Origin of the sequence: Caproiciproducens galactitolivorans, assembly GCF_026672255.1 — a bacterium.
GTDB lineage: Bacteria > Bacillota > Clostridia > Oscillospirales > Acutalibacteraceae > Caproiciproducens > Caproiciproducens galactitolivorans_A.
In genome coordinates, this window is the sequence record NZ_JAPOHA010000004.1 from 67,128 (window position 1) to 91,186 (window position 24,059).

General features: G+C 51.1%; 18 protein-coding genes. 8 read left to right on the forward strand and 10 right to left on the reverse strand.

What is annotated here, in order from left to right:
* Positions 1-39: 39 nt before the first annotated feature.
* The gene (locus OUY18_RS04975; protein ID WP_268057630.1) at positions 40-909 is read right to left on the reverse strand and encodes a flagellin; all 870 of its coding nucleotides are present in this window, start codon (positions 907-909) and stop codon (positions 40-42) included.
* Positions 910-1,037: 128 nt separating this feature from the next.
* Positions 1,038-2,282, reverse strand: coding sequence for a serpin family protein (locus OUY18_RS04980; protein ID WP_268057631.1), 1,245 nt, complete (start codon positions 2,280-2,282; stop codon positions 1,038-1,040).
* A gap of 226 nt (positions 2,283-2,508) precedes the next feature.
* Here OUY18_RS04980 and OUY18_RS04985 point away from each other — a divergent pair, with 226 nt between their 5' ends.
* The 5 genes from OUY18_RS04985 (at position 2,509) to OUY18_RS05005 (ending at position 7,838) form a co-directional block, all read left to right on the forward strand.
* The gene (locus OUY18_RS04985; RefSeq protein WP_268057632.1) at positions 2,509-3,795 is read left to right on the forward strand and encodes a galactokinase; all 1,287 of its coding nucleotides are present in this window, start codon (positions 2,509-2,511) and stop codon (positions 3,793-3,795) included.
* A gap of 17 nt (positions 3,796-3,812) precedes the next feature.
* Complete coding sequence (gene galT, locus OUY18_RS04990; protein WP_268057633.1) at positions 3,813-4,784, forward strand: galactose-1-phosphate uridylyltransferase; 972 nt, start codon at positions 3,813-3,815, stop codon at positions 4,782-4,784.
* Positions 4,781-5,779, forward strand: coding sequence for a UDP-glucose 4-epimerase GalE (gene galE, locus OUY18_RS04995; protein WP_268057634.1), 999 nt, complete (start codon positions 4,781-4,783; stop codon positions 5,777-5,779). The genes galT and galE overlap by 4 nt, the downstream gene beginning before the upstream one ends.
* A 183-nt stretch (positions 5,780-5,962) precedes the next feature.
* Positions 5,963-6,514, forward strand: a complete 552-nt coding sequence (locus OUY18_RS05000; RefSeq protein WP_268057635.1) for an ArsR/SmtB family transcription factor — start codon at positions 5,963-5,965, stop codon at positions 6,512-6,514.
* Positions 6,515-6,551: 37 nt separating this feature from the next.
* Positions 6,552-7,838, forward strand: coding sequence for an MFS transporter (locus OUY18_RS05005; RefSeq protein WP_268057636.1), 1,287 nt, complete (start codon positions 6,552-6,554; stop codon positions 7,836-7,838).
* Between the two features lie 138 nt (positions 7,839-7,976).
* Here OUY18_RS05005 and OUY18_RS05010 read toward each other — a convergent pair whose 3' ends face one another.
* From OUY18_RS05010 to OUY18_RS05045, 8 genes are all read right to left on the reverse strand, one after another.
* Positions 7,977-9,851, reverse strand: a complete 1,875-nt coding sequence (locus tag OUY18_RS05010) for a zinc ribbon domain-containing protein (RefSeq protein WP_268057637.1) — start codon at positions 9,849-9,851, stop codon at positions 7,977-7,979.
* A 108-nt stretch (positions 9,852-9,959) separates the two neighbouring features.
* Positions 9,960-11,003, reverse strand: a complete 1,044-nt coding sequence (locus OUY18_RS05015) for a galactose ABC transporter substrate-binding protein (RefSeq protein WP_268057638.1) — start codon at positions 11,001-11,003, stop codon at positions 9,960-9,962.
* 12 nt (positions 11,004-11,015) lie between these two features.
* Positions 11,016-11,990 (reverse strand): substrate-binding domain-containing protein, encoded by a 975-nt coding sequence (locus OUY18_RS05020; protein ID WP_268057639.1) that lies wholly within the window; start codon positions 11,988-11,990, stop codon positions 11,016-11,018.
* Positions 11,987-13,795: a cache domain-containing sensor histidine kinase gene (locus tag OUY18_RS05025; protein WP_268057640.1), complete on the reverse strand. Its 1,809-nt coding sequence runs from the start codon at positions 13,793-13,795 to the stop codon at positions 11,987-11,989. The genes OUY18_RS05020 and OUY18_RS05025 overlap by 4 nt, the downstream gene beginning before the upstream one ends.
* Positions 13,796-13,846: 51 nt before the next feature.
* Entirely contained in the window at positions 13,847-15,460 is a 1,614-nt protein-coding gene (locus tag OUY18_RS05030) for a response regulator (protein ID WP_326492978.1), read from the reverse strand.
* Between the two features lie 139 nt (positions 15,461-15,599).
* Positions 15,600-16,823 carry a galactose/methyl galactoside ABC transporter permease MglC gene (gene mglC, locus OUY18_RS05035; protein WP_268057641.1) on the reverse strand — a complete coding sequence of 408 codons (1,224 nt, stop codon included), beginning with the start codon at positions 16,821-16,823 and terminating at the stop codon, positions 15,600-15,602.
* Positions 16,824-16,851: 28 nt separating this feature from the next.
* On the reverse strand, positions 16,852-18,351 hold the full coding sequence (locus OUY18_RS05040) for a sugar ABC transporter ATP-binding protein (protein ID WP_268057642.1): 1,500 nt from the start codon (positions 18,349-18,351) through the stop codon (positions 16,852-16,854).
* Between the two features lie 109 nt (positions 18,352-18,460).
* A complete protein-coding gene (locus OUY18_RS05045) occupies positions 18,461-19,552 on the reverse strand; it encodes a galactose ABC transporter substrate-binding protein (RefSeq protein WP_268057643.1) in 1,092 nt (363 codons plus the stop codon).
* Positions 19,553-19,928: 376 nt separating this feature from the next.
* Here OUY18_RS05045 and OUY18_RS05050 point away from each other — a divergent pair, with 376 nt between their 5' ends.
* The 3 genes from OUY18_RS05050 to OUY18_RS05060 all read left to right on the forward strand — a co-directional run bounded on the left by OUY18_RS05050 (position 19,929) and on the right by OUY18_RS05060 (position 23,862).
* Positions 19,929-20,690 (forward strand): serine hydrolase, encoded by a 762-nt coding sequence (locus OUY18_RS05050; RefSeq protein WP_268057644.1) that lies wholly within the window; start codon positions 19,929-19,931, stop codon positions 20,688-20,690.
* A gap of 176 nt (positions 20,691-20,866) precedes the next feature.
* On the forward strand, positions 20,867-21,979 hold the full coding sequence (locus OUY18_RS05055) for a dipeptide epimerase (protein WP_268057645.1): 1,113 nt from the start codon (positions 20,867-20,869) through the stop codon (positions 21,977-21,979).
* A gap of 26 nt (positions 21,980-22,005) precedes the next feature.
* Complete coding sequence (locus tag OUY18_RS05060; RefSeq protein WP_268057646.1) at positions 22,006-23,862, forward strand: peptide ABC transporter substrate-binding protein; 1,857 nt, start codon at positions 22,006-22,008, stop codon at positions 23,860-23,862.
* Positions 23,863-24,059: the final 197 nt, after the last annotated feature.

Sequence of the window (24,059 nt, forward strand, 5' to 3'; positions counted from 1 at the left end):
CTTCGGAGCCGATTTTCGGTACCGAAGCTTTTCTTTTTGCTATTTGTCGTGCTTGACGTAACAGGAATCCAGCAGCTTTAAAATTAGCTGCGGCTGCTGATTCGCCTGCGCCAGCATCGCCAGGCTTGCCTGCATAAGAACATTTTGCTTGGCAAGCTCCATCATTTCCGCCGCCATATCCACATCCCGGATACGGCTTTCCGCAGAAGTCAGGTTTTCCGACATGGTGTCGATGCAGCTCAGCGTATGTTCCAGCGCGCTTTGCGCCGCCCCCATATCCGCCCGGGCTTCTGAAACGTTGTCGATGGCCTTTTTAATGGATTCCATTGCTTTTCGGGCATCTTCCTGCGTAAGGATGGAGACATCGGCAATGCCGAGCGCGGCGGCGCCCATATTCGGAAGATACGTCGTAAACCGGCTGGCCGCGGAACCGTCTGCTCCGACCTGAAGCGTTAATCCGCCGGGTTTTGGGCCTTCCTTTTTCGCGAAATTGCCGTTCAGCAGATACTGGCCGTTGAACTGCGTCGTATTGGCAATACGGTCGATCTCATTCCGGAGCGCGTCGAATTCCTTTTCGGAAAACTTTCGGTCCGTTTCATTCTGATACGTCCCGTTGGCCGACTGTGTCGCAAGCTCCATCATTCGATCTAAAATGGAATGCACTTCGTTCAGGTTCCCCTCGGCGGTCTGAATCAGGCTGATTCCGTCCTGCGTATTATTCCGGGCGGCGCCGAGCCCGCGGATCTGGGAGCGCATTTTTTCGGAAACGGCAAGCCCCGCCGGGTCGTCGGCGGCCGAGTTGATGCGGTACCCCGAAGAGAGCCTTAGGATACTCCGTTCGCACAGCTTTTGATGGATTGCAAACTGCCGCAGTGCGAACATCGCGCTGAGATTGTGTTGGATGCGCATGGTTTTTCTCCTTAAAAATCCGTCCGCAGCGATTCCTTTCGCTGCGCCTACCTGCAAACCATAATATATATCGTCCGGAGCAGAGCAAATATTTATATTGAATCTAAATAATCATCCTAAAGAACATTTTACGGATTATAAGCCGCTCCCATAAAGACCGGTATGTTCGTTTCCGTGTCTACAATCGCAAAAAGGAACGGGCGGTCGAACACGATTTTGTTCCTATTTGGAATCGGCATACTTGTTGCCGATATTTCCACTTTGGTCGCAGCGCCCGCCTTGGCGCCCAGTTCATCCACCTGAATAAAGGTTTTGTGAAGCACGTTGCTGATAAAGAGCGGGCCGTTCGGCGAACTTCCCATGGGGCGGAAATCCGCCCGCCTATCGTCAAACGCGTCGGTCAGGCCCAGCGCTTTGAGCGCGCCGTTTAATTCGGTTCCGTATTCATACTTTAATTTCGGGAAACTGCACACGGCTGTTTCTTTATCCGAAGAACCGAGCAGTTTTGTAAAGCTGTCCCCGGTCATCTTGGAAACATAGGTGCTCAAATCTGTGCCGCTGTTCGGAAGGATCGCCGCGAAGGCAAAGCGGGAATCCTTAAATGGTTTCAGAATCCCCTGCGCGCCGCCGTCGTGGAGATACAGTTCGTCGGAATGAAGGAACGGCACCGTGCGGTCTTTTGCGGGCGAGTGAAACGTGCCGTCCTGAACATTATATTGGTAGTAAGGCTTCTTCCAGTCGGCTTCAAAATACAGGGCGTTCATCAGGTAAAGCATCGTGTCTTTATCGATTTTCCCCACCATTTTATCAATCTTTCCGCCGGTGTTCTCTTTAACCCAGCCGTTGATTTTATCGGACGCAGACGGGCTGGAAAAATCGAGCTGAAACGCACCGGCGCCGTAGTAATCGGCGTTCTTCTGGAGAAAGTCCTTTTCCACCTTTAAATTTTGGTTCCGGAACCAGATGGAATTGGCGGCCTGGAACTTTCCGTTCTGAATGGATTGCAGCCGGTTCTGCAAAATGGCGGAATTCTGATTCATCTCCGCAATATTGCCGCCCAGTACGTTTTCAAACTGTTTTAAAGTCGTTCCGCCCGCTCCGTTCGCCGTCATGCCGAGCGCAAGACTGACCGAAACCGGGGAAATCAGCGTGTTCTTATCCTTGATTGCGGTTTTCTGGAACAGCCGGACGGAAAAAGCCGTTTGGGAACGGATAAAATCCTTGCTTACCTGCGCATCCGCAGCCGGCTTTTTTGCCGGAACGTCCGTCATCAGGTTTTCCGCCGCCTGCACGGTCGCCGGTTTCATAACCCGTGACAAAACCACGCTGAACAGGATAAACAGCACAACTACCGCAGCAAATCTTTTATTCATAAACTCCCTCTTTTCTTTGCCCTTTTCTACACAAATGTAAATTTCTTATAATTATGATTTATTTTATCACATGCGAAAATAAACTGCAAGGAACGATTTTTCGGTTCACAACATTTCTCCATAAAGTTGAGAATTTTGTCCTTGCAACAACCGGAGGATAAGAATAGAATAAAGTCAGATATTCCATAATCTTTTGACAGACTTTATTGATACAGGGGGGATCGTGGTGCTTTCTTCAAAAGCAAAAGAATGGATTGCAAACGGAAACTTAGATGTAAAACTGGCTTATCTTTACGTCTGCAATCCGGATAAAGCGAAGGATTATCGAAACCGGCTGATAAAAGCGATCGAAAACTTTGAAAAACGATATGGTACGGATCGCGATATCCGTATTTTCAGCGCGCCGGGCCGCACGGAGGTCGGCGGGAACCACACCGACCATCAGCGCGGGAACGTGCTTGCGGCAAGCGTAAACCTCGATGTAATCGCCGTTGTCTCCAAAAGGGAGGACAGCCGGGTTCAGGTGGAATCCGAAGGTTACCCCGCGGACACGCTGGACGCGGACGATCTGGGAAAAAAGAAGGAGGAAAAGAACACTTCCTCCGCGCTCATCCGCGGAATTTTAAGCCGGTACGCCCAAATGGGTTACCGCGTCGGCGGATTCGAAGCCTATACCACCTCCAATGTGCTGTCGGGATCGGGGCTTTCCTCCTCGGCGGCGTTTGAGGTGCTGATCGGCACGATCGTAAACGATCTGTTCTGCGGCGGAAAGGAAAGCGCGCTGAAAGTCGCGCAGATCGGGCAGTACGCCGAGAACGTTTATTTCGGGAAACCCTGCGGCCTGATGGATGAGGCGGCCAGCTCGGTCGGCGGTTTTGTCGCCATTGATTTCCGGGACGCCGAAAATCCGACGGTGCGAAAGGTCGATTTTGACTTTGCCAAATGCGGCTATTCCCTGTGCATCATCGATACCAAGGGAAGCCATGCCGATTTAACTCCGGATTACGCGGCGATTCCGGCGGAGATGAAGGCGGTTGCGGCGTACTTCGGGAAAGAGGTTCTCTCCGAAGTCGGCGAGGATGCGTTTTACCGGGAGATTGCGGAAGTAAGGAAGCAGGCGGGCGACCGTGCGGTGCTGCGCGCCATCCATTTTTACGCGGACAACAGAAGGGCGAAGCAGGAAGCCGAAGCCTTAAACCGCGGCGATTTTGAAACATTTAAAAAGCTGATTATTGAAAGCGGCTATTCGTCTTATATGTATCTGCAAAACGTCTTTTCCCCGTCGCATGTGCAGGAGCAGGGCGTTTCCCTTACGCTCGCCCTCTGCCAGAAATATCTGGACGGAAAGGGCGGAGCGTACCGCGTACACGGCGGAGGATTTGCCGGAACGGTTCAGACTTTTGTTCCCGACGGATACCTCACGGAATTTGTCGGCAAAATGGAGGCCGTGCTCGGCGAAGGAAGCTGCCACGTACTGTCGATCCGGCCGGTCGGCGGCACAAGGATTTTATAAACTACGGAGGATTTTTCATGGCTGAATTAAGATGGCACCCATTAATAAAAGACTGGATCATGATTGCATCAAACCGGCAGGGCCGCCCGCAGATGCCGAAGGACTACTGCCCGTTCTGCCCCAGCTTCGGCAACGTGCCGGACTACGAGGTAATGGAGTACGACAACGACTTTCCGGCGCTCTCGCAGAACCCGCCCGAGCCGGACAGCGTTGCAACCGATTTCTTCAAGGTAAAACCGAGCTACGGCAAATGCGAAGTGATTCTGTATTCCCCGAACCACACCGAAACCCTGCCGGAGCTTTCGGATGAGCATATGCGCAAGCTGGTGGACTTATGGTGCGAACGGTTCGCTTTTATGCGTACGGATGAAAAAATTAAATATATTTTCCCGTTTGAAAACCGCGGCGACGTGGTGGGCGTAACCATGCCCCATCCGCACGGCCAGATTTACGGATATTCCTTTCTTCCTAAAAAGCTTGAACTTGAAACCGGCTCGGCAAAAGAGTATTATGTAGAAAAGCACAAATGCCTGTTCTGCGACATGCTGGAAAATGAACTGAAGGAAAAGAAACGCATTATCTTTCAAAACAGGTATTTTACCGTGTTTCTTCCGTTTTACTGCGAATATCCCTACGGCGTGTACATCCTTTCCAACCGCCATACGGAGTATATGACGGACTTTACCGAAGAGGAAAAAACCGAACTGGGGCTGACCATCCGCGACACCGTCGGGATGCTGGACAATTTATTCGGCTACCGGTTCCCCTACATGATGTGCATGCACAATGCTCCGGTCAACATGGGTGATTATTCAAAGGATTTTCATTTCCACATTGAATTTTTCCCACCGATGCGGAGCGCGGAAAAGCAGAAATTCAACGCTTCCAGTGAAACGGGCGCATGGGCGTGCTGTAACCCAACCTGCCCCGAAGAAACCGCACAGGAGCTTCGCGAGGCATACAAACGTTATAAGGAGAATTCAAGATGAGAGTATTAGTAACCGGCGGAGCAGGATATATCGGTTCCCATACCTGCATTGAACTTCTGAACAACGGCTATGACATCGTTGTGATGGACAACTACAGCAATTCCTCCCCCGAAGTCGTAAAAATCGTTGAAAAACTGACGAAGAAAACCTTCCCGGTTTACGAGTGCGATATGCTCGATTACGATGGATTTGAGAAAATCTTTCAGGAAAATAAAATTGACGCCGTCATCCATTTTGCCGGGCTGAAAGCCGTGGGTGAATCCGTTGAAAAGCCGCTGGAATATTACCACAACAATCTGACCGGCACCCTTAACCTTCTGCGGTTAATGAAGAAATACAAGGTCTATCAGCTGGTATTCAGTTCTTCCGCGACGGTTTACGGCATGAACAACAAAGCGCCGTTCAACGAGGATATGCCCCTTTCCACCACCAATCCTTACGGCACAACCAAGCTGATGATTGAAAACATCTTACGGGACGTCTGCTTTGCGGACAAAAACTTCAAGGTTGCGCTTCTGCGCTACTTTAACCCGATCGGCGCCCACCAGAGCGGTCTGATCGGCGAAAATCCGAACGGCATTCCGAATAACCTGATGCCGTACATCATGAAGGTTGCCGTCGGCAAGCTGGAATGCCTGAACATCTTCGGAGACGATTATCCGACACCGGACGGAACCGGCGTACGCGATTACATTCACGTATGCGACCTTGCAACCGGCCATCTGAAAGCGCTGGAGAAGCTCCCCCATATTGAGGGCGCGCAGGCTTATAACCTTGGCACCGGCAAAGGAAGCAGTGTTCTGGACGTTGTTCACGCCTTTGAAAAGGCCAGCGGCAAAAAGGTAAAGTACACCATTGCCCCGCGCAGAGCCGGCGATATTGCCGAATGCTACGCCGACGTTTCCAAAGCGAAAAAGGAACTCGGCTGGGAAGCAAAGTATTCCCTTGACGACATGTGCAGGGACAACTGGAACTTCATTAAAAACAATTCCTAAGCTTTCTAAAATGAAAAGAGCCGCCCGAAAGGCGGAACGCCGATACCCCCTGCAATCTGATCATTCAGATTGCAGGGGGTATTTGTTTTATTACAAAGAAAATATGCAAGACTATTGACATTACATATTATGTAACGATATAATATATGTAATGTTGAATAGTATTATAAGGGGGAAACCGTTATGCCTACTCATATTACATTAACTACGCGAAAGCAATTGGATATCTATATGAATCCCCAGCGGCAGCGTCTTTTAAAAGTCATGGATATCCACGCAGCGCCCATGACCTCTAAACAATTATCCGACCAGCTGGGCATCTCCGCCTCCGCCGTCTCTTACCACTTAAAGAAGCTGGCGGAGCTGGGGATAATCGGTCTGGACCATACGGAATCGATCCACGGAATCCAAGCGAAATATTACAAACGTCTTCCTGTCGTAATCAATCTGGGCAATGACAAGAACGATGATTTAAAAGCAGAACGCGCCCTGCTCTCGGACTATTTCATGAATGAGATTTGGAACGGTTTTAAGGAAAATATGGAGCAGGTAAAAGACCGAAGTAACCTGATGGAAACAGGCGACACCATGAACGGTATCCTTTATTTAACGGAGGAAGAAGCGAAGCAGATGAAGAAATTCATCATGGAATTTTATGCCGATCATATGGAGCCTGCCCCCAACACCGTCCCATGGGAAACCGCTGTCATCGCATTTCCTCATAAATCTAGCTAAGTTGCGGTCACTTTCTCAGAGAATAGGGAGGATTGACATGGAGCCAAGTCACAAAATTATCTTTTTTACAAATTCCTTTCGTATAGGAATCATGACGCCGGTGCTTTCTCTGGTTCTGCTCTCGCATGGCGCAACTCTGAAAACATTATCGCTTTGTATCGGTATCTTTGCGGCTATGGTGGTGGTTCTGGAACTTCCGAGCGGAATCCTCACCGATTTTATCGGGCGGAAACGAATCTTCCTGATTTCCCAGTGTTTCATCCTGTGCAATTTCCTGTTGATTCTTTTTAGCCGTCATTTCCTTCTCCTGGCGGTTGCCTGCGGCTTTCAGGGAATGGGCCAGGCTTTCAGTTCCGGGTCCATCGAAGTATTGGAGATAGAATCGTATATAAAAGAAAACGGGGAAGAGGGAATTCCCAAAATCAGCAGCACGCTGGCGGTCCTTGAATGCGCGGGATTAGCCTCCGGCTCTCTCTGCGGAGGCTTTCTCGGATATTTCGATCCCACCTATACTCTGCTTCTAACGGTCTGTATCCTCCTTGAATTCCTGCTGTTAACCCTCACCGTTCTTTTTGTGAAGGAGACATGGGAAAAGCCAATGGACGGAACGCCCGCCGTGCAATTAAAAAATCAAATACGCTCCCTTTTTTCTTCCATACAACACTCCAAAATTGTCATGACCATACTTGCCATGTCCGCCATGCTCGGCCTTGGCCTCTGCACCATTGAGACCTATTGGCAGCCCACACTAAAGCTTTATCTGCCGGAACACCTGAGCTGGGTTTTTGGAATCATTAATTGCCTGGGATATTTCGGAGCGAGTCTCGGCAGCAAAGGGGCGGAGCAGCTTTGGAAGTATTCGCATGCGTCCGAAGAGACCGGGCGGTCGATGATGGGTTACTGGTCCCTGCGGCTTTTGCTTCCATTCATCATTCTCTCATTGGGATTATGCAGAAACATATTTCTCTTTATTTTCTTATTCGTCCTGACTTATACCGTTTTAGGGGCCGGCAACTTATTTGAAAACACGATACTTCATGCTTCCATTGAGAACAGCCATCGGTCCAGCATGCTGTCCTTATCCTCCCTGTCTGTAAGAAGCGGAGCAATCCTCACTTCCGTTCTTGGCGGTCTGATTCTCACAGAATTTTCCTTAACTTACGTTTGGATTCTGCTTTCGGCAACGATGGGCGCCGGAATTTTGCTTTGCATGGTTCTCTATCGGGGCGTCGGCCACAATGCCCCTGCCCGGCGGATTCTCCGGTTTATAGGGCGTGTCGGGAAGGGCGAGGATGACGGCGGTGCCGATTCCGAACAAACCTAGGTGCATGGCCCGGTCTTGTTCGTAATCCATCCGGCCGCCTTCTTTTTGAACGTAGGATACCGGAATTCCGCCCGAAAGAAACAGAGAGAAGCAAAAGCGCCGCTCAATGAGCGGCGCTTTTGCATTTATCTGAATTTCTTATTGTAACTGCGCGCGGTAATAATCAATGATAGTCTTATTGATTCCGAATTCCTGCAGCAGATCCGCCAATTCCTTATCTTTGCCAAGCTGCGCGGACAGATACGTCATCACTTCACCGGGGAATTTTTTCTGCAATTCGTATTGCTGGGCTCCGGTTCCGGAAGTGTCCAATTTGATGGCTTCGTCCTCTTTAACGGACGGAATCGTAATCGCGCCGCTGGTTTTCTGCTTCGTTTCGCCGGTCAGCTTCACGGTTGCAATGCCTTTTATATCCAGCGTACAATTCGAATGGAATGTATCGCCCTGCATCGAGCATTCCAGCTTGAGGGTTGATTTCAGCAAATCCTTTGCCCATGGATTCTGCCCCACGGAGGGCAGGAATGCGTTCTGAAGCGTCCCCTTCGGGTCGGAAAGGGAGACATTAAATTTCCCGAGCAGGGTATCCTTGTTCGCGAACTTTGCTTTTTTAACATCCGAAAAATCAATTTTCAATCCCATATCCCCGGAAGTGTCCGGATCCTTGACCGAAACCTGCATTACGCCGCTGTCCGCCGTATGAAAGAGCAGCTTCGCCGAAAAATATTCCTTATCGTTTGCGATGACGTTCGCCGCAAACTGTTTTTGCTGAAAGATGAAGTTTACTGCGCCTTTGGTGGATGCGCTGCCGTCATTAAATTCATAACTGCGGGCAACCTGCGTATCGTCCGCCAGAACATATGCGGAAACCGTAAAGGTTGCCTTGGTATCGCTTTCAATCTGTTTGCTGTATTCGTCGAGCATTTGCTGGAATTTCTGTTTATCCATCTTCTCCGTTGTGGAAAACAGGTTGTAATTTTCGGAAAGATAGGTGCAGAGGTAATCGTCTTTCTTCATTGTTTCCAGCGTTTTTTTCATAACCTGGTTTAACTGTTCCTCGGTAAAGGTTACGGAAACCTTCGCCGCGTTATTGACCGATACATCGCCTACCTTCAGGCTCTGATTCTTCTGAACCGTAACTTTTCCGTTCTGTACCGCTTCCACATACGGCTGAGTCAGGGCACGGAGGCTTGCATTCAGCTTATCGTGATCATAACTGAGGTTGGAAGCAGCCATTACCGGGTTGCGGACGCCCTTGTTTTCCATAACGAAATAGGTTTTCGAAATTTCCGGCATCTGCATCAGATACTTGCCGTCTTTATCGATAAACATATTCACGGAAAACAGTTTTCCGGATTTGTCCTTTACAACGGTATTGGACTGCATCTGCTGATTATTGATATTGGAACCGGCTTCCATGGAGATTGAGTTTATGTAGTCGAGTGTTTTATCCAGGACTTCCTCTTTGCCGCCAAGCTGCGGTTTCACCATCTCTTTGAAGGCATTGTCCAGATCAACGTGGAGAGAAACTTTACCCTCCTCCGCAATATTGTTATTTTTAGTGGGAAGCTGCTGCATCACCATGTCAACGGCGCCAACCGTCTGGCCGGCGAGCGCTTCGGCCGTACTTCTTTCCATGGACTGCATGTATTTGCTGTTTCCCATGACGAGCATTTTCAGATCACGGGCAAAATACGTTTTTGCGGCAAATCCGCAAAGTAAGAGAAACACGGCGCAGCACGCCACAATAATCCCTATTTTCTTCGACTTCTGTAAAGGTTTGCGCTCCGGCTGTAAATGGGAGTCCGCCGGGTGCTCTCCCGCTTCCGCCGCATGTTCTTCCTCCGGGTGCTCTTCCACCGCGTTTTCTGCCGGTGTCAGGGGTGTGCTTTCTAAGGTTGCCTCGCTGTCCGCAGCGGCAGGCCGGTCTTTCGGCTGCGCCACAGGCTCTCCGCACTGTGGGCAAATCGTCTGGCCATCCTCCATTGCAGCGCCGCATTTTTCGCAAGTTGCCATTTCCTATCTCCTGTTCGTAGTTTATTTTTTTCTAACTATATTATTATATAGAAATTTGAAAAATTTGTCAAATAAAAGAGAATGGGAATGTATGGCAAATGGATTTATTTAATTTCGAAGAATATTCATAATATCATCCGCGTTCTGCTTGGTTACCATTCGGTAGGGCACCCATACATAATGCCCGTCCTGCAGCTGCACTTTTTCAGACGGGTCGCCGCCGGTGGCAAGGGCGTAGGAAAGATCGAAAATCGCTTTGGCCTGCCCCTGCGCGTCGTTATAGACCGTTCCGAACATGCTGCCGTCCTCTATGGCGTTCAATCCGCTTTCCGTCGCGTCGATTCCCACAACAACCGGCTTTTGTTTAATCTTGCTTTCTTTGATCGCATCGATTGCGCCGAGCGCCATATCGTCGTTGTTGCAGAACACGACTTCAATCCGGTCGCCGTATTTTGCAAGCCACTGGTTCATTTTTGCCGTTCCCTGCGCGCGCTGCCAGTTTGCAATATCGTCGGCAAGCTTTTCCACTTTTATGCCCGCCCCGGTCACCGCCTTGATGGAGTATTCCGTGCGGAGCAGGGCGTCCTGATGCTCCTGCTCGCCCTCCAGCATGGCATACTGGATTTTTCCGTCCCCGTTCCGGTCGATCAAAGCCGGATTTTTCGCGAACGCCTCGGCAATAATCTGCCCCTGCAAGCGGCCGGACTGCGCCGCGTCCGCGCCGACATAATACGCGCGGTTCCACAGCCGGATATCCTCTTCGACCGGCTCGCGGTTAAAGAAAACCACCGGAATATCGGCGGCCTTCGCTTTATTCACAATCACCGCGGCGGACGTGCGGTCGACTTCATTGACGCAGATTACGTCGTAGCGGCGGGAAATAAAGCTGTCCACCTGATCGTTCTGCAGCGCCTGGCTGGACTGCCCGTCAACCATGTTAATAACGATTTTTTTACCGGACTCGGCTTCCTTCTGTTTCGCAATTTTTTCAAGGTCACTGCAAAGGCTCGCCACAAAGGTATCTTCCTTGCGGTAAAGTGTAACGCCGATTTTAATCGTCTCCACCTTTTCCCCTTTGCCGGCGGGATGGCAGGCATCGAGCGGAAAAAGCAGGAGAATCGCGGCAAATACCGCCAACATCACTCTTTTCATAGAACCCTCCTTTTATCTTGAAAACGGGAAAAGCAGTCTCTGGTTTTCGGGGCTGTACATGTTCTTCCGGTTTACAACGGCAAAATTGATGCTGGGATAGTCCGTGTTCTGTTTTTTATTGATTTTATCCACTGCGGTCTGAATGCTGAGGTAGCCCAGATTGTACTCGTTTTCCACGCCGATCGAATCAATAATCTGTCCGTCCAAAAGGGAAACGATCGTGTTCGTCCTGCCCATCCCGAAAATCTGCACTTCGGCGCTGCCGGTTTTTAAAAGGTCCTGCTCCGCTTTTGCCGCGGCTTCCAGTGTGGAGGCGTCCAGCGCGATAATGGTGTCGGCCATGCTGCTCTGGAGCATTCCTTTCGCCGTGTCGTACGCCTCCTGGCTTCCGTTTGGAATATCCCAGTACTCGATTTTATTTTTGCCGGAGCCGAGTATCTTCATTACGCCGGAATACCGCTGACGAATGCTGCTGCAGTCCATGCTGTTGCGCAGGATGGCAATCCGGCGGGGGACCCTGCCGTTTCCCGCGGCCGCCTGCGCAAGTGCGCTGCCCAGCTTTTCGTTGTCGCAGGAGATAAGCGGCAGACCCTTGATGGATTCCACCGTCGACTGCATGGCGACAACCGGAACGCTTTTCATCGCTTCCTCCACCGGCTGCTTCAAATCCTCCGAATTGACGGGCGATATGACAATCGCGTTTGCGCCGTTGCGGATTTCCCTCTTTAAAAGGGAAACCTGCTCTTCGGCGTTGTTTTCCCTGGAAAGGGTAATGAAACTGATTTCCGCATTCAGGTCCTTCGCCGCCTGATCGATTCCCTGCCGGACGGAAGTACTGCTTTCCGCGCTGCCGCTCCGGCAGATCACCGAAATTTCGTAGGGGCTGCTGATCTTCTTGCCGAAATAGCGGTCCCGGTTTAAAAGGGTAAAGGAACCGATAAACGCAAAAAGAATCAGGAAAAATACAAAAATCTTTTTCCGGGTCATTTGCCGTCGCCTCCCTTATCGAGTTCCTCGAGCGTTTTCAGCGGAAGGTGAATCCTTGCGGTTGTGCCCTCGTCCGGTTCGCTGTAAATCGCAAGGCCGTAATCACTTCCGAAGTAAAGCTGGATGCGCTCCTGTACGTTTTTCAGCCCGATGCCCGAGCCTTTCCCGCGCACACGCGTCTCCGTTAAAAGCGCGTCCGCCTGTTCCTGCGGCATCCCCAGCCCGTTGTCGATGATATCGATATACAGGCTGTTTTCCTTCTGGTAGGCATGAATCCGGATTTCGCCGTCCCCGCCCATAAACTCCATGCCGTGATAAATGGCGTTTTCCACCAGCGGCTGAACAATCAGCTTAATCGTGGCATAATGGAGCGTTTCCGGCTCGGCGTCGATCTCATAAACAAATTTATTCTTATAGCGCATCTTCTGAATGGTCAGGTAATTCCGCACATGCTCCAGCTCATCCGCGACGGAGATAATGTTCTTCCCCTTGGACAGGCTGATGCGGAAAAGCCTTGCGAGCGCCGTAACCATGGTGACCGCGCCGTCGTACCGCTCGTTTTCGACCATCCAGATAATGGAGTCCAGCGTATTATAAAGGAAATGCGGATTGATCTGCGACTGGAGCGCGTCCAGCTCGCTTTTGCGCTTGGATTCCTGTTCGGCAACGATATCGTCCATCAGCTTGTGCAGCTGGTCCACCATGGAGCGGATCGTCTTTCCCAGATGCTGAACCTCGTAGGAACCGGAAACGGAAATGTCCACGCTGTTCAGGTTTCCCTTGTCGAGGTCCCGGACCGAATGCTCCAGCTCCTTAATCGGGTTGGCGATGCGGGAAGAAAGGAACATATTCAGAAAAACCATCAGGAAGATGGAGAAGAAAACAAAGAAGCCCGCAAAAATCCGAATCTGCTGGTAATTGGAGGTAATATCCTGCATGGGCGTTACGGCAATGATTTTCCAGCCGGTATAGCCTACGGTTTTTACGGTGACCATCCGCTTCTGCCCCTGGAAGGTTTCGCTGTGGCTGCTATCGTCGTAATGCGCCGCGGCCGCGTTGTTCTCCTGCATCAGGTTCGAGTAGATCAGCTGCTGCCTCGGATGGTAGATCAGCTCGCCGTCCCCGTTGGTCAGATAAATGTATCCGGATTCCCCCATATCCACGTTTTTGCAGATTTGCTCAATCCCGCTGAAATTCATGTCCACCAGCAGGACGCCGTGGGTAATGGAACCGGCGTTGGTGAGTTCCACGGCGCGGCTGAGCGAAACCACCCAGTGGTATTTATTGTCCGGATCGGCAAAGAGGTTCTGGACATGCGGGGTGGAAAAATGGCTGTTTTCAATTTTCTGGGAAGCGTTTGTAAACCAGCTCTGGTCGGTTACGCCGGAGGATGGCTTTAACTGCGCGAGCGGCTCGGCGGCAATCACCTTGCCGGAATTGGAAAATACCCCGATACTGATCAGCAGGTCGTGGTTCGTTTCATACAGCAGGCTCATATCGTTGCTGATATTATCGGTGGACAGATCCGCGTTTTTAATGACGCGGTAATACATGGAATCGGAAATGCGCATCATGTTGCGGAGATAGGTATCCAGATTCAGGTTCACCTGGTTGACCATGTGCGTGTTGTCTTCGGCGATCATTTTTTCGCTCAGGTTGATATACCGCATGGACAGGGAAAGCCCGACAATCAGCATTCCGATAACCGAAACGGCGGTAAAGGTAAGCGATATGGTAAACTGAAGACTTCTTTTCTGAAGGAAATGCGTGATTTTATCAAGTATTTCCCTTGCTTTTCTTCGCATGGAAATCCACTCCGTTCCACAGGGGTTGTACGGTAATCGAAACAGCAAACCTTACTGACCTCTGTATTTTGACGGGGACACGCCGAACTTCTTCTTAAAGACATAGCTGAAATAATTCGGTTCGATGTAGCCGACCTTTCCGGCGATGATGTACGTTTTATCATTTGTCGTATTTAAAAGGCTGACCGCCTCCTGCAAACGCACTTCCGTAAGGTATGCAACAAAGCTCATGCCGGTTTCCCGCTTGAAAACGGTTGAAAAATAAGTGGGGCTTACGTGAAGAAAGGAACACAGGCTCTCCACGGAAAGCTCCGAATTCTGATAATTTTCCGCAATATACTGTTTTGCGTTCTGCGCCAGCACCCGGGTGGAATGAATCCGCTCATGCTTGACCAGCGCGCTGATCTTAATACAGCATTCAATGCACCACTGCTTCATTTCCGCGGGTGAACGCAGGGCTGCAATCGTGTTTGCATAATTGAAATGTTCCCCGAAGATTTCCTCCGTGCTCAGCTCATACGCGTGCATTACCTTGAGAAGGGAAGTCATCATTTCCATCAGATAAATCTGGTACTGGTTCGGCGGAAGAAGCAAGCTTTCGAAACGGGCGAACAGCGCGCCGATTTTTTCCCGGATTTCCTCTTCCGAACCCATTTTGATGGCGTTGGAGAGATCCCGCTCATCGTGTTCGTCAAACTGGAGCTTTACGGAAGTTTCCGGCTCCACGTCCGAAATATAAATCGCCTTGCCCGCGCCCATGGCCGCGCAGTAGTCCATCGCGTTCTGCGCCTCGCGGTAAGAGTGGCGGATATCCGGCAGGGAGGAGCAGGGCGTTCCCACGCCGGAAAGCATTTTTACCCCCAGAACGAGTTCCGCGTACTTGCAGACCTCGTTCATCCCGTTGATCAGCGGCACCACGCCGGTTTTCGGGTCCAGCTCCGCAATCACCGTAACGCAGTCGGAGTAAAGGAACCCGGCGAAACGGCAGTAATTTCCCAGTATATCGTCCACGGTTCGCTTGAGGGAAATCGGAATCAGTTCCTCCTCGCGCAGGGCGGCGCCGTCCCGCGGCGAGCAGTCCGCGCGCACAACCGCGGCCGCCCAGCCGCCCTCTGCGAGGAGGTTAATCTGAAACAGCGGCGCCTGCGCCCGCATCCGCTCCTCCGAAATGCGGCCTTCGATCAGGCCCACAAGGAACTGCTCGCGCAGCACCGGCAGGCTGTCCATATAGCTTTTGCGCAGCATTTCCACGTCGCGCCGCTCCGCAAACTCGCTGTCGAGCTGCTGCTTCATCTTTTTCAGCGTTTCCGTCAGCTCATTTGCATTGATCGGTTTTAACACATACTCGGCCACGTTGATTTTTATCGCCTTCTGCGCGTATTCGAAATCATCGAAGCCGGAAAAAATGATCAGCTTTGTGGATGGCATGGAAACCCGCAGGCGGCTTCCCAGTTCCAGCCCGTCCATAAACGGCATTTTAATATCCGTCATCACAACATCCGGGTGCAGATGCTCGGCTTTTTCCAGCGCGTCCAGCCCGTTTTCAGCGTCGCCCACGACCGTATAGCCTAAATTTCCCCAATCTATTTTCTTTATGATGCCCTCGCGTATCTCCTCCTCGTCGTCGGCAAGAAGGATACGGTAAAGTCCCATAAAATTTTTCACTCCAATTCATGCTATTTTGTTCTATTGTAACATACTTGCTTCTCTCTATTTTTCATAGAAAAGATTTTTCTGCAAAAAGCCCGCGCAGAAATCTGCGCAGGCTTTCTGAGAAATGGTATGAGGCAAAAATAGGTGTTGTTTATTTTTTTCTGTATTTCGAAAGATCGATCGCAACCGCAATGGCGATGATGATTCCTTTGATAATCTGCTGCCACATCGGGCTTACGTTGATAAACTGAAGGCCGTACTGGATAACCGTAAAAATCAGAACGCCGGATACAATACCGCCGATTTTCCCGACGCCGCCGTTTAACGATACCCCGCCGACCACGCACGCCGCGATGGCGTCCAGCTCATAGCCGTTGCCGTAATTGTTGGTAGCGCCGGCGGTTCTTGCCGCTTCCAGCACGCCGCCGATGCCGTAAAGGCCTGCGGCCAGAATAAAGATGCCCATAATGGTAGCGTATACGTTTACGCCGGATACGACGGCCGCTTCCCGGTTGCCGCCGATTGCATAAACATTTTTGCCGAACACGGTTTTATTCAGCACAAACCAGATAATTGCCGTGATAAGCAAAGCAATCGGAATCAGAATCGAAATCCCTCCGGCAAAACCTTTGAAAAACTTGAACTGACCCAGAATGGTAAAGTCGCTGCGGATACCGCCGATCGGCTGGGAATGGTTCGGGGGCATGTCGAAATACAGCGAACACGCGCCGAAAACGATAACCTGCACAGCCAGTGTTGCAATGAACGGATGCATATCAAACTGCGCGACCAGAAAGCCGTTCAGCACGCCGAACAGCAGACAGGCAACGACCGCCGCCACAATGGCATATATGACCGGAATCTGCGACAGTCCCGGGTAGAACCGGTTCGCGTAGTCCGCCGTCTGCATCATGGAGGTGGAAATAACCGCCGCCAGACCGACCATGCGGCCTGCCGAAAGGTCGGTGCCCGCGATCAAAAGGGTAAAGCAGATTCCCAAAGCGATAATCAGCCTTGTGGAAGACTGTGTCATAATATCCAGCAGAACCCGGATCTGCATGAAACGGGGCTGGATAAAGATGATGATGACAACCAGTACGAGCAGTGCGAGGATAATCGCATAATTCGTTAAAAAGGTTTTCACCGTTTTTCGGGAAATCACAACGTCGGTTCCGATACGATTTGCGTTCAGAATCTGCAGTCCGCCGTAAATTCCGAGACATGCGCCGATTCCGACCAGAAACCACGGCATATCATACATTTTCTTTGTGTACAGCAAAAATTTCAGGATAAAGCCCAATACGAAAAGGATTGAGCCGGCAATTATGTATATCAGAGCAAATTTTTGCCTGGGGATGACTTTTTCTCCTTGCATATACGCAACCTCTCTTTCTTTTCTGATTCTACTGGGCAAACTTCGTGGCCAGCTGCATGACTTTGATCTGATCCGCCTCGTCGCGGTTCAGAACACCGGATACACGGCCTTCACACATAACCATAATCCGGTCGGATATGCCCAAAAGCTCCGGCATTTCAGAGGAAATCATAATGATGGATTTTCCCTGTTTTACCAAATCCAGCATAATCGTATAAATTTCGTACTTCGCGCCGACGTCGATGCCGCGCGTCGGTTCGTCCAGAATAAGGATATCCGGGTGGGTCAGCAGCCACCGCGCAATCAGCACTTTCTGCTGGTTGCCGCCCGAAAGGTTCTGCATCAGCGTTTCCAGCGAAGGCGTTTTTACATTGAGCTGCCGGTTCGATTCCTCCGCCGCTTTGACGCGCTTACGCTTTTGGAGCACGCCTTTGTTCGCGTAGTTCTTCTGGCTGGCAATTACGGTGTTGTCCAGTACGGAAAGAATACCGAAAACGCCGGTTGCGCGGCGCTCTTCGGTCAGAAGGGCAATGCCGTGCCTCTTTGCGTCCTGAACGGATTTCACCTTAAAGACCTCGCCGTCCTTTTCCACTTCGCCCGATTCAATGGTGCGAAGCCCGAAAAGCGCTTCCACCACTTCGGTGCGCTGCGCGCCCACGAGGCCGCCGATTCCCAGGATTTCCCCCCGGTGCAGCTCAAAGCTGACATGCTGGAAGGACCTTTTCAGCGGCGAGCACAAATCCGTAACCTTCAGTACGACTTCCTTGCCCGGGGTGTGCGTTCGGGGCGGGAACCGGTTTGTCATATCACGGCCGACCATGCGGCTGATGATAAGGTCGGTGGTCAGCTCACCGGCAGGCCAGGTTCCCACGTACTGCCCGTCGCGCATGATGGTGACTTCGTCGGCAATCTTCAGAATCTCCTCCATTTTGTGGGAGATATAAATGATTGCACATCCCCCTGCTTTCAGCTGACGTATAATTTTAAACAGATGCTCCGTTTCATTATCCGTTAAGGAAGATGTCGGTTCATCCATAATAATAATCTTCGAATTGTAGCTGACAGCCTTTGCAATTTCCACCAATTGCAGGTTGGAAGCAGACAGGCTGCCCGCGAGGACCTCCGGATTGATGTCCAGTTCGATTTCCTTAAAAAGCTCTTTTGTTTTACGGATCATGGCCTTTTTGTCGACTGCGATTCCCATCATGGGGAAGCGGCCGAGCCAGATATTTTCCATAACCGGTCTGAAACGGATTGGGTGAAGCTCCTGATGGATCATGGATACGCCCAAATCGAGGGCCTGCTTTGAACTGGTTATATTTTCACGCTTGCCGTCTAAAATAATTTCCCCGCCGTCTTCCTGATAAATCCCGAAAAGACATTTCATCAGCGTGGATTTCCCGGCGCCGTTTTCGCCCATCAGCGCGTGCACGCTGCCGGGGCGGACTTTCAGGCTGACGTTGTCCAGCGCTTTTACGCCCGGGAAGACCTTTGTAATGTTATTCATTTCCAACACATATTCGCCCATACACCATACCTCCTTTTACCAAAATCAACGGGGAACGGAAAGCGGACGCTTTGCCGTTCCCCGTTGAACAGATATCGCCTTGAATCGCTATTCAGCAGGGAACCAGCGCTTATTTCTGGAACTGCTTGTAGTTTTCTGCTGTTACCTTTACATAAGGAATCCAAACGTATTTGCCGTCTGTAACATCATAGCCGACGTTTGCCTTGTTGATTTCCTTGCCCTGTGCAGCGGCAGCCGCAATGTTCACAGTCGCTTTGCCCTGGTTTTCGCCGTCGTTCAGAACCGTGCCGAGCATGGAACCGTCCGCCATTGCCGCCAGCGCCGGAGCCGTCGCGTCAACACCGACAACCGGGATATACTTGGCTTTGTCGCCCTTGTTGTAGCCCTGTGCCTTCAGTGCTTCGATTGCGCCGAGAGCCATGTCGTCGTTGTTCGCGAGGACGGCTTCGATCTTGTCGAGACCCTGGGAGGAGATGAAGGTGTTCATAAGGTCTGTGGCTTTAACTTTATCCCACATTGCCGTATCGGCGGCCAGTTTCTGGGTCTTAAAGCCGGCGTCTTCGATCGCCTTGACGGAATACATGGTGCGGAGGGTTGCGTCCTGATGGCCAGGCTCGCCCTGCAGCATAACATACTGGATTGCGCCGTCGTGGTTCTTGTCGGCTTCTTTATTCTTCTTGAAGTAGTCCGCGATGAGTTCACCGGACATGGTTCCGGACTGCTCCGCCTTCGCTCCGACATACCAAACTTTGTCGTAGCTCTTCATAACGCTTGCTTCCGGCTCACGATTGAGGAATACGATCGGGAGACTAGCCGCTTTTGCCTTCTCGACCAGCGGAGCAGCCGCGGTGCGGTCAACCGGGTTGACTGCCAGCGCGTTAACGCCCTTCGTTATAAATGTATCCACCTGCTCGTTCTGGGTAGGCTGTTTGTTCTGGGAATCCACGATGTCCAGCTTCGCGCCCAATGTACCGGCCTGGGCAGTCATATTGTTGCGGACACCTGTCATGAATGTATCGTCGAACTTGTAGATGCAGACGCCGATGTTTGTATCGGAAGCATCCGCCTTGCTTTCCGCGGCACTCTCCGCCGCCTTGCTCTCCGCCGGAGCGGCTTTGCTTTCCGCCGATGAACTGGAGCAGCCGACTGCCGCCGATGCCATCATCAATACGGCAAGAATTAATGCAGCCATTTTTTTCATTGTAAAATCCCCTGCTTTCTTTTTTATTATTGTGCAGACTTCTTATTGTGCATTTGCACAAAATTCAATCCGTTTGCACTGTTCTATTGGATAGTATAACTTTCGGAAATTCGGAAATCCATATAATTTTCTTTTGACTTATATTAAATTTCTTTGCATCTATAGCAAATTCTAACGTAAGACAGGGAAAATATTTGTATAATTTATACAATCAGAGCTTAGAATTTGTAATATTTGTTCGGATCGTGAATCATTATAAGCAGAACCTTGCCGCCGCTCTTTTTACTTATGAACCACTTTAAAGCGAGAAATCTTCTTGTATTGCTATAGGAATCCGGTTATAATGTAAAAAAATAAGGAAATGGAAGCGAACGTCATGAAGGAAAAAATCCTTTCCATGCTGAGGGAAATCCCCGGCAAAACAGGATTTTACTATAAAGATCTGATAACCGGCGAAGAGTGGGGCCTGAACGCCGACCGGGAACTGATGGCCGCGAGCGTCATCAAAATCCCCGTCCTTACCGAAGTTTTTGCGCAGCTTGCGGCGGGCACCGCCGACAAAAACGAGCGTTTCCGCATCCGGAAGGAAGATAAGCTGCCCTCCTGCGGCGCGCTGAACTATCTGCACGAAGGCCTGGAGGTCACCCTTGAGGATTTATACACGCTGATGATCATTCTGAGCGACAACACCGCCACGAACCTGCTGATTCGAAGGTTCGGCATGGAAGCCGTGAACCGCCGCATGCGCGGGCTCGGCCTTAAGGCAACCACGCTGAACCGGCTGCTTTTCGACTCCGAAGCTGCGGCAAAAGGATTGGAAAATATGATCAGCGCAAAGGAAATCGGTTTTCTGCTGGAACAGATGTACCGCGGGGAGCTGGTTTCCCCGGCGGCCTCCGCCGAAATGCTTTCCGTGCTGAAAAATCAGCGGCTGAACGGAAAAATGCCGTTTTATCTGAAGGGCAAAGCGGAAATTGCGCATAAAACCGGCGAAGACGACGGCATTACGCACGACGTCGGCATCATTTTTGCGCCCCGCCCGTTCGTCGTGTGTTTCTGCTCGAACGAAACGGACGTGCCGTGCTTTGAACGCGCCATTCAGGGCATTGCAAAGCTGCTGTACGACATGCATTCATAAACCTTCACTTATGAAGTATGACAAAGCTGTAATGAAACTTTCTGAATTTTCGGCTTCATTTTTATAATCCTCTCCTTTACATTTATCCCTTACAGTGGTATAATTCATCTATATTTTTTTGAAAAAATGAATTTTTATTTTTCAATAATTGCATTTCATTTTTGGGAGGCAGCCGTTTGAAGATAGCAGAAATTGAGGTCGGCGAGATTTTTGTTCCGCTTGTAACGCCGTTTAAAACCGCACTGCGCACCGTGGAGGCCATTGAGGATATCGTCGTAAAGATAACCGCGGATACCGGCGAAACCGGTTACGGCGAAGCACCGCCCACCGCGGTTATTACCGGAGACACCAAAGGTTCCATTCTCTGCGCCATCCGCGATTACATACGCCCCGCCCTTCTGGGCATGGAAATTGAAAATATCGACGGGATTATGCAAAAGCTTCACTCCTGCATCCAAAAGAATTCCAGCGCCAAAGCCTGTGTGGACATGGCGGTTTATGACCTTTTCGGAAAACGCTATGGCGCGCCGCTGTACCGCCTGCTGGGCGGTTACCGCCGGGAACTGGAAACGGATTTGACTATCAGCGTCAACCCGGTTGACGAAATGGTGCGCGACAGCCTTGCCGCCGTAAAACGCGGCTTTCGTATTTTAAAGATCAAGGTCGGCAAAGAGGGCGAAAAGGATATTGCGCGCATTGCCGCCATCCGGGACGCGGTGGGAAAAGACGTGAAAATCCGCGTCGACGCAAACCAGGGCTGGACCGCGAAAGAAGCCGTCCGCATCCTTTCGGTAATGGAACGCGAAGGGCTTGCTATTGAGCTCTGCGAGCAGCCGGTAAAGGCGCACGACATCGACGGCCTGCGCGCTGTGACGAAAGCGGTCTCCACCCCGATTCTGGCGGACGAAAGCGTCTTTTCCGCCGGGGACGCGCTGGAAATTCTCCGCACGCACGCGGCGGATTTAATCAATATAAAGCTCATGAAAACCGGCGGGATTTACAATGCTTTAAAAATCTGCGCCATTGCGGAAACCTATGGCGTGGAATGCATGATGGGCTGTATGCTGGAAAGCAAGCTGGCCGTCAGCGCGGCGGCGCACCTTGCCGCAGCAAAGGGCATTATTACGCGCGCCGATCTGGACGGCCCGTCCCTCTGCAAAACCGACCCGTTCGAGGGCGGCCCGGACTTTCTTGAAAACCGCATCGTAATGAACGACCTGCCCGGTATCGGAATCCAAACAGTTCCCTCATTTAAATCCGGCGGCAGTCTGCCGCCGTTCGAAAAGTGATTATTTTAAAGAAAAGGGGATTAAAAATGAAAAGGTTTCTGTCCATACTGCTCTGCGCCGCGATGCTCCTCGGTACACTGGCGGGATGCGGTAAAAAAAGCACGGATTCCGCGGATAGCTTCCGCAAGCTGTATTCCAGCGAATTCACCACGATGAACTATCTGACCACCGGGACGCAGGCCGAGCAGGCGGTCGCGGCAAACTGCGTGGACGGCCTGATCGAATACGACAAATACGGCGTGGCGCAGCCCGGCCTTGCCGAAAAATGGGAAACGAGCGCCGACAAGCTCACCTGGACTTTCCATCTGCGCAAAGGCGTGAAATGGGTGGATTATAAGGGCAAGGAAGTTGCCGAAGTCAAGGCGCAGGATTTCGTCGACGCGGCAAAATACCTGCTGGACAGCGCAAACAAATCGGAAACCGCCAATATCTTTTACAGCGTCGTTAAAAACGCCGAAGATTACTACAACAAAAAAATCACCGATTTCTCTCAGGTCGGCGTAAAAGCGGTAGACGATTACACCCTGACCTACACGCTGAATAAGCCGACTCCCTATTTCCTTTCCATGCTGGTTTATGTATGCTTCCTTCCGGCAAACGGGGATTTTCTGAAGCAGAAGGGCGCAGGCTTCGGAACCGACAACACCTCCCTGCTTTACAACGGCGCCTATATCCTTTCCACCTTCGAGCCGCAGATTTCCCATGTTTTCACGAAAAATAATGCCTACTGGGACAAAGATAAAGTTTATATCAACAAAATCACCGAAACCTATAATAAGGAAATGAACACGCTCGGGCCGGAAATGTACAAGCGCGGCGAAATCGACAAGACTTTTATTTCCTCCGATATTCTGGACGACTGGCTGAAAAACGCGGACACAAAAAATCTGGTAAGCCCCAGCCGCAGTCAGTGTTATTCCTATTTCTTCTGCCTGAATTTCGACCCGAAATTCGACGCGAAGTACGAGCCGGACAACTGGAAGAAAGCGGTGAACAACGAAAGCTTCCGCCTGTCGCTGCTCTGCGGCCTCGACCGCGTAAAGGCTCTTTCCGTCAGCGAACCGATCAACCCCAAGAGCCAGCTTCTGAACACGGTTACCCCGCCCGATCTGGTTGATTTAAACGGTACCGATTATACGAATATCGGCGACCTGAAAGCGATTACCGCGCGGGATTCCTATCAGGCGGACAAGGCGAAGCAGTACGCCGAAAAGGCCAAAGCGGAGCTGAAAGCCGCGGGCGCGACCTTCCCGGTTAAGATTCTGATGCCTTACAATCCGTCAACCGCCAACTGGGATAAGGAGTGCCAGGTAATCGAGCAGCAACTGGAAAACACGCTGGGCAAGGATTACATTGATATTGTTCCGGAAGCCGGCCCCTCGACCGGATTCCTTTCCGCGGTTCGCCGTTCCGGCAAATACGCGGTGATGAAATGCAACTTCGGCCCCGATTACGCCGACCCGCAGACTTTTGCCGACCCGTTCCAGCCGAACGACGCGAACGGGGAAGGCGGAGGAAGCTACAATAAGCCGGAAAAAGTGCAGGGCTATACCGAATCGAACGGCGAAAAGACCTACTCGACCCTGCTGAAAGCCGCCGAAGCGCAGTCCACCGACCTTTCCGCGCGCTACAACGCGTTTGCGAAAGCGGAAGCGTTCCTGATTAACCACGCGTTTGTCATTCCGTACGGCCTGAACACCGACGGCTATCAGGTTACGAAGCGGAACGAATTCGACTACCAGTACGCCCCGTTCGGCGTTTCCATTCTTCGCTACAAAGGGCAGCACCTTCTCGCGAAGCCGATGAGCATGGACGAATATTATGCCGCCGAGAAAAAGTGGAAAGCGGAACGCGCCGAAGCGCTGGCGAAAGCCAAGAGCTAACACTGCTCACGAGAGAATTCATTTCTTTTCTGAATAATGGCTCCGCTGTTTTTCGGCGGAGCCATTACAGGTTGTAGACATACAGAATGTGACAAATCCCCGCAAGGCACCGTGCACCCCCCGTACCTCTTTTTCCTATCATTTCTGTTGCCTCAGAGGATGGTATCAATTTTTCGTCTCGCGGCGGAACCACCAAT

Coding starts and splice junctions, on each gene's coding strand:
- OUY18_RS04980 (WP_268057631.1), bottom strand. CDS start 2,282: ATGAATAAAAGATTTGCTGCGGTAGTTGTGCTGTTTATCCTGTTCAGC.
- galE (WP_268057634.1), top strand. CDS start 4,781: ATGAGAGTATTAGTAACCGGCGGAGCAGGATATATCGGTTCCCATACC.
- OUY18_RS05025 (WP_268057640.1), bottom strand. CDS start 13,795: ATGCGAAGAAAAGCAAGGGAAATACTTGATAAAATCACGCATTTCCTT.
- mglC (WP_268057641.1), bottom strand. CDS start 16,823: ATGCAAGGAGAAAAAGTCATCCCCAGGCAAAAATTTGCTCTGATATAC.
- OUY18_RS05015 (WP_268057638.1), bottom strand. CDS start 11,003: ATGAAAAGAGTGATGTTGGCGGTATTTGCCGCGATTCTCCTGCTTTTT.
- OUY18_RS05050 (WP_268057644.1), top strand. CDS start 19,929: ATGAAGGAAAAAATCCTTTCCATGCTGAGGGAAATCCCCGGCAAAACA.
- OUY18_RS05010 (WP_268057637.1), bottom strand. CDS start 9,851: ATGGCAACTTGCGAAAAATGCGGCGCTGCAATGGAGGATGGCCAGACG.
- OUY18_RS05005 (WP_268057636.1), top strand. CDS start 6,552: ATGGAGCCAAGTCACAAAATTATCTTTTTTACAAATTCCTTTCGTATA.
- OUY18_RS05040 (WP_268057642.1), bottom strand. CDS start 18,351: ATGGGCGAATATGTGTTGGAAATGAATAACATTACAAAGGTCTTCCCG.
- galT (WP_268057633.1), top strand. CDS start 3,813: ATGGCTGAATTAAGATGGCACCCATTAATAAAAGACTGGATCATGATT.
- OUY18_RS05020 (WP_268057639.1), bottom strand. CDS start 11,990: ATGACCCGGAAAAAGATTTTTGTATTTTTCCTGATTCTTTTTGCGTTT.
- OUY18_RS05045 (WP_268057643.1), bottom strand. CDS start 19,552: ATGAAAAAAATGGCTGCATTAATTCTTGCCGTATTGATGATGGCATCG.
- OUY18_RS05000 (WP_268057635.1), top strand. CDS start 5,963: ATGCCTACTCATATTACATTAACTACGCGAAAGCAATTGGATATCTAT.
- OUY18_RS04975 (WP_268057630.1), bottom strand. CDS start 909: ATGCGCATCCAACACAATCTCAGCGCGATGTTCGCACTGCGGCAGTTT.
- OUY18_RS05060 (WP_268057646.1), top strand. CDS start 22,006: ATGAAAAGGTTTCTGTCCATACTGCTCTGCGCCGCGATGCTCCTCGGT.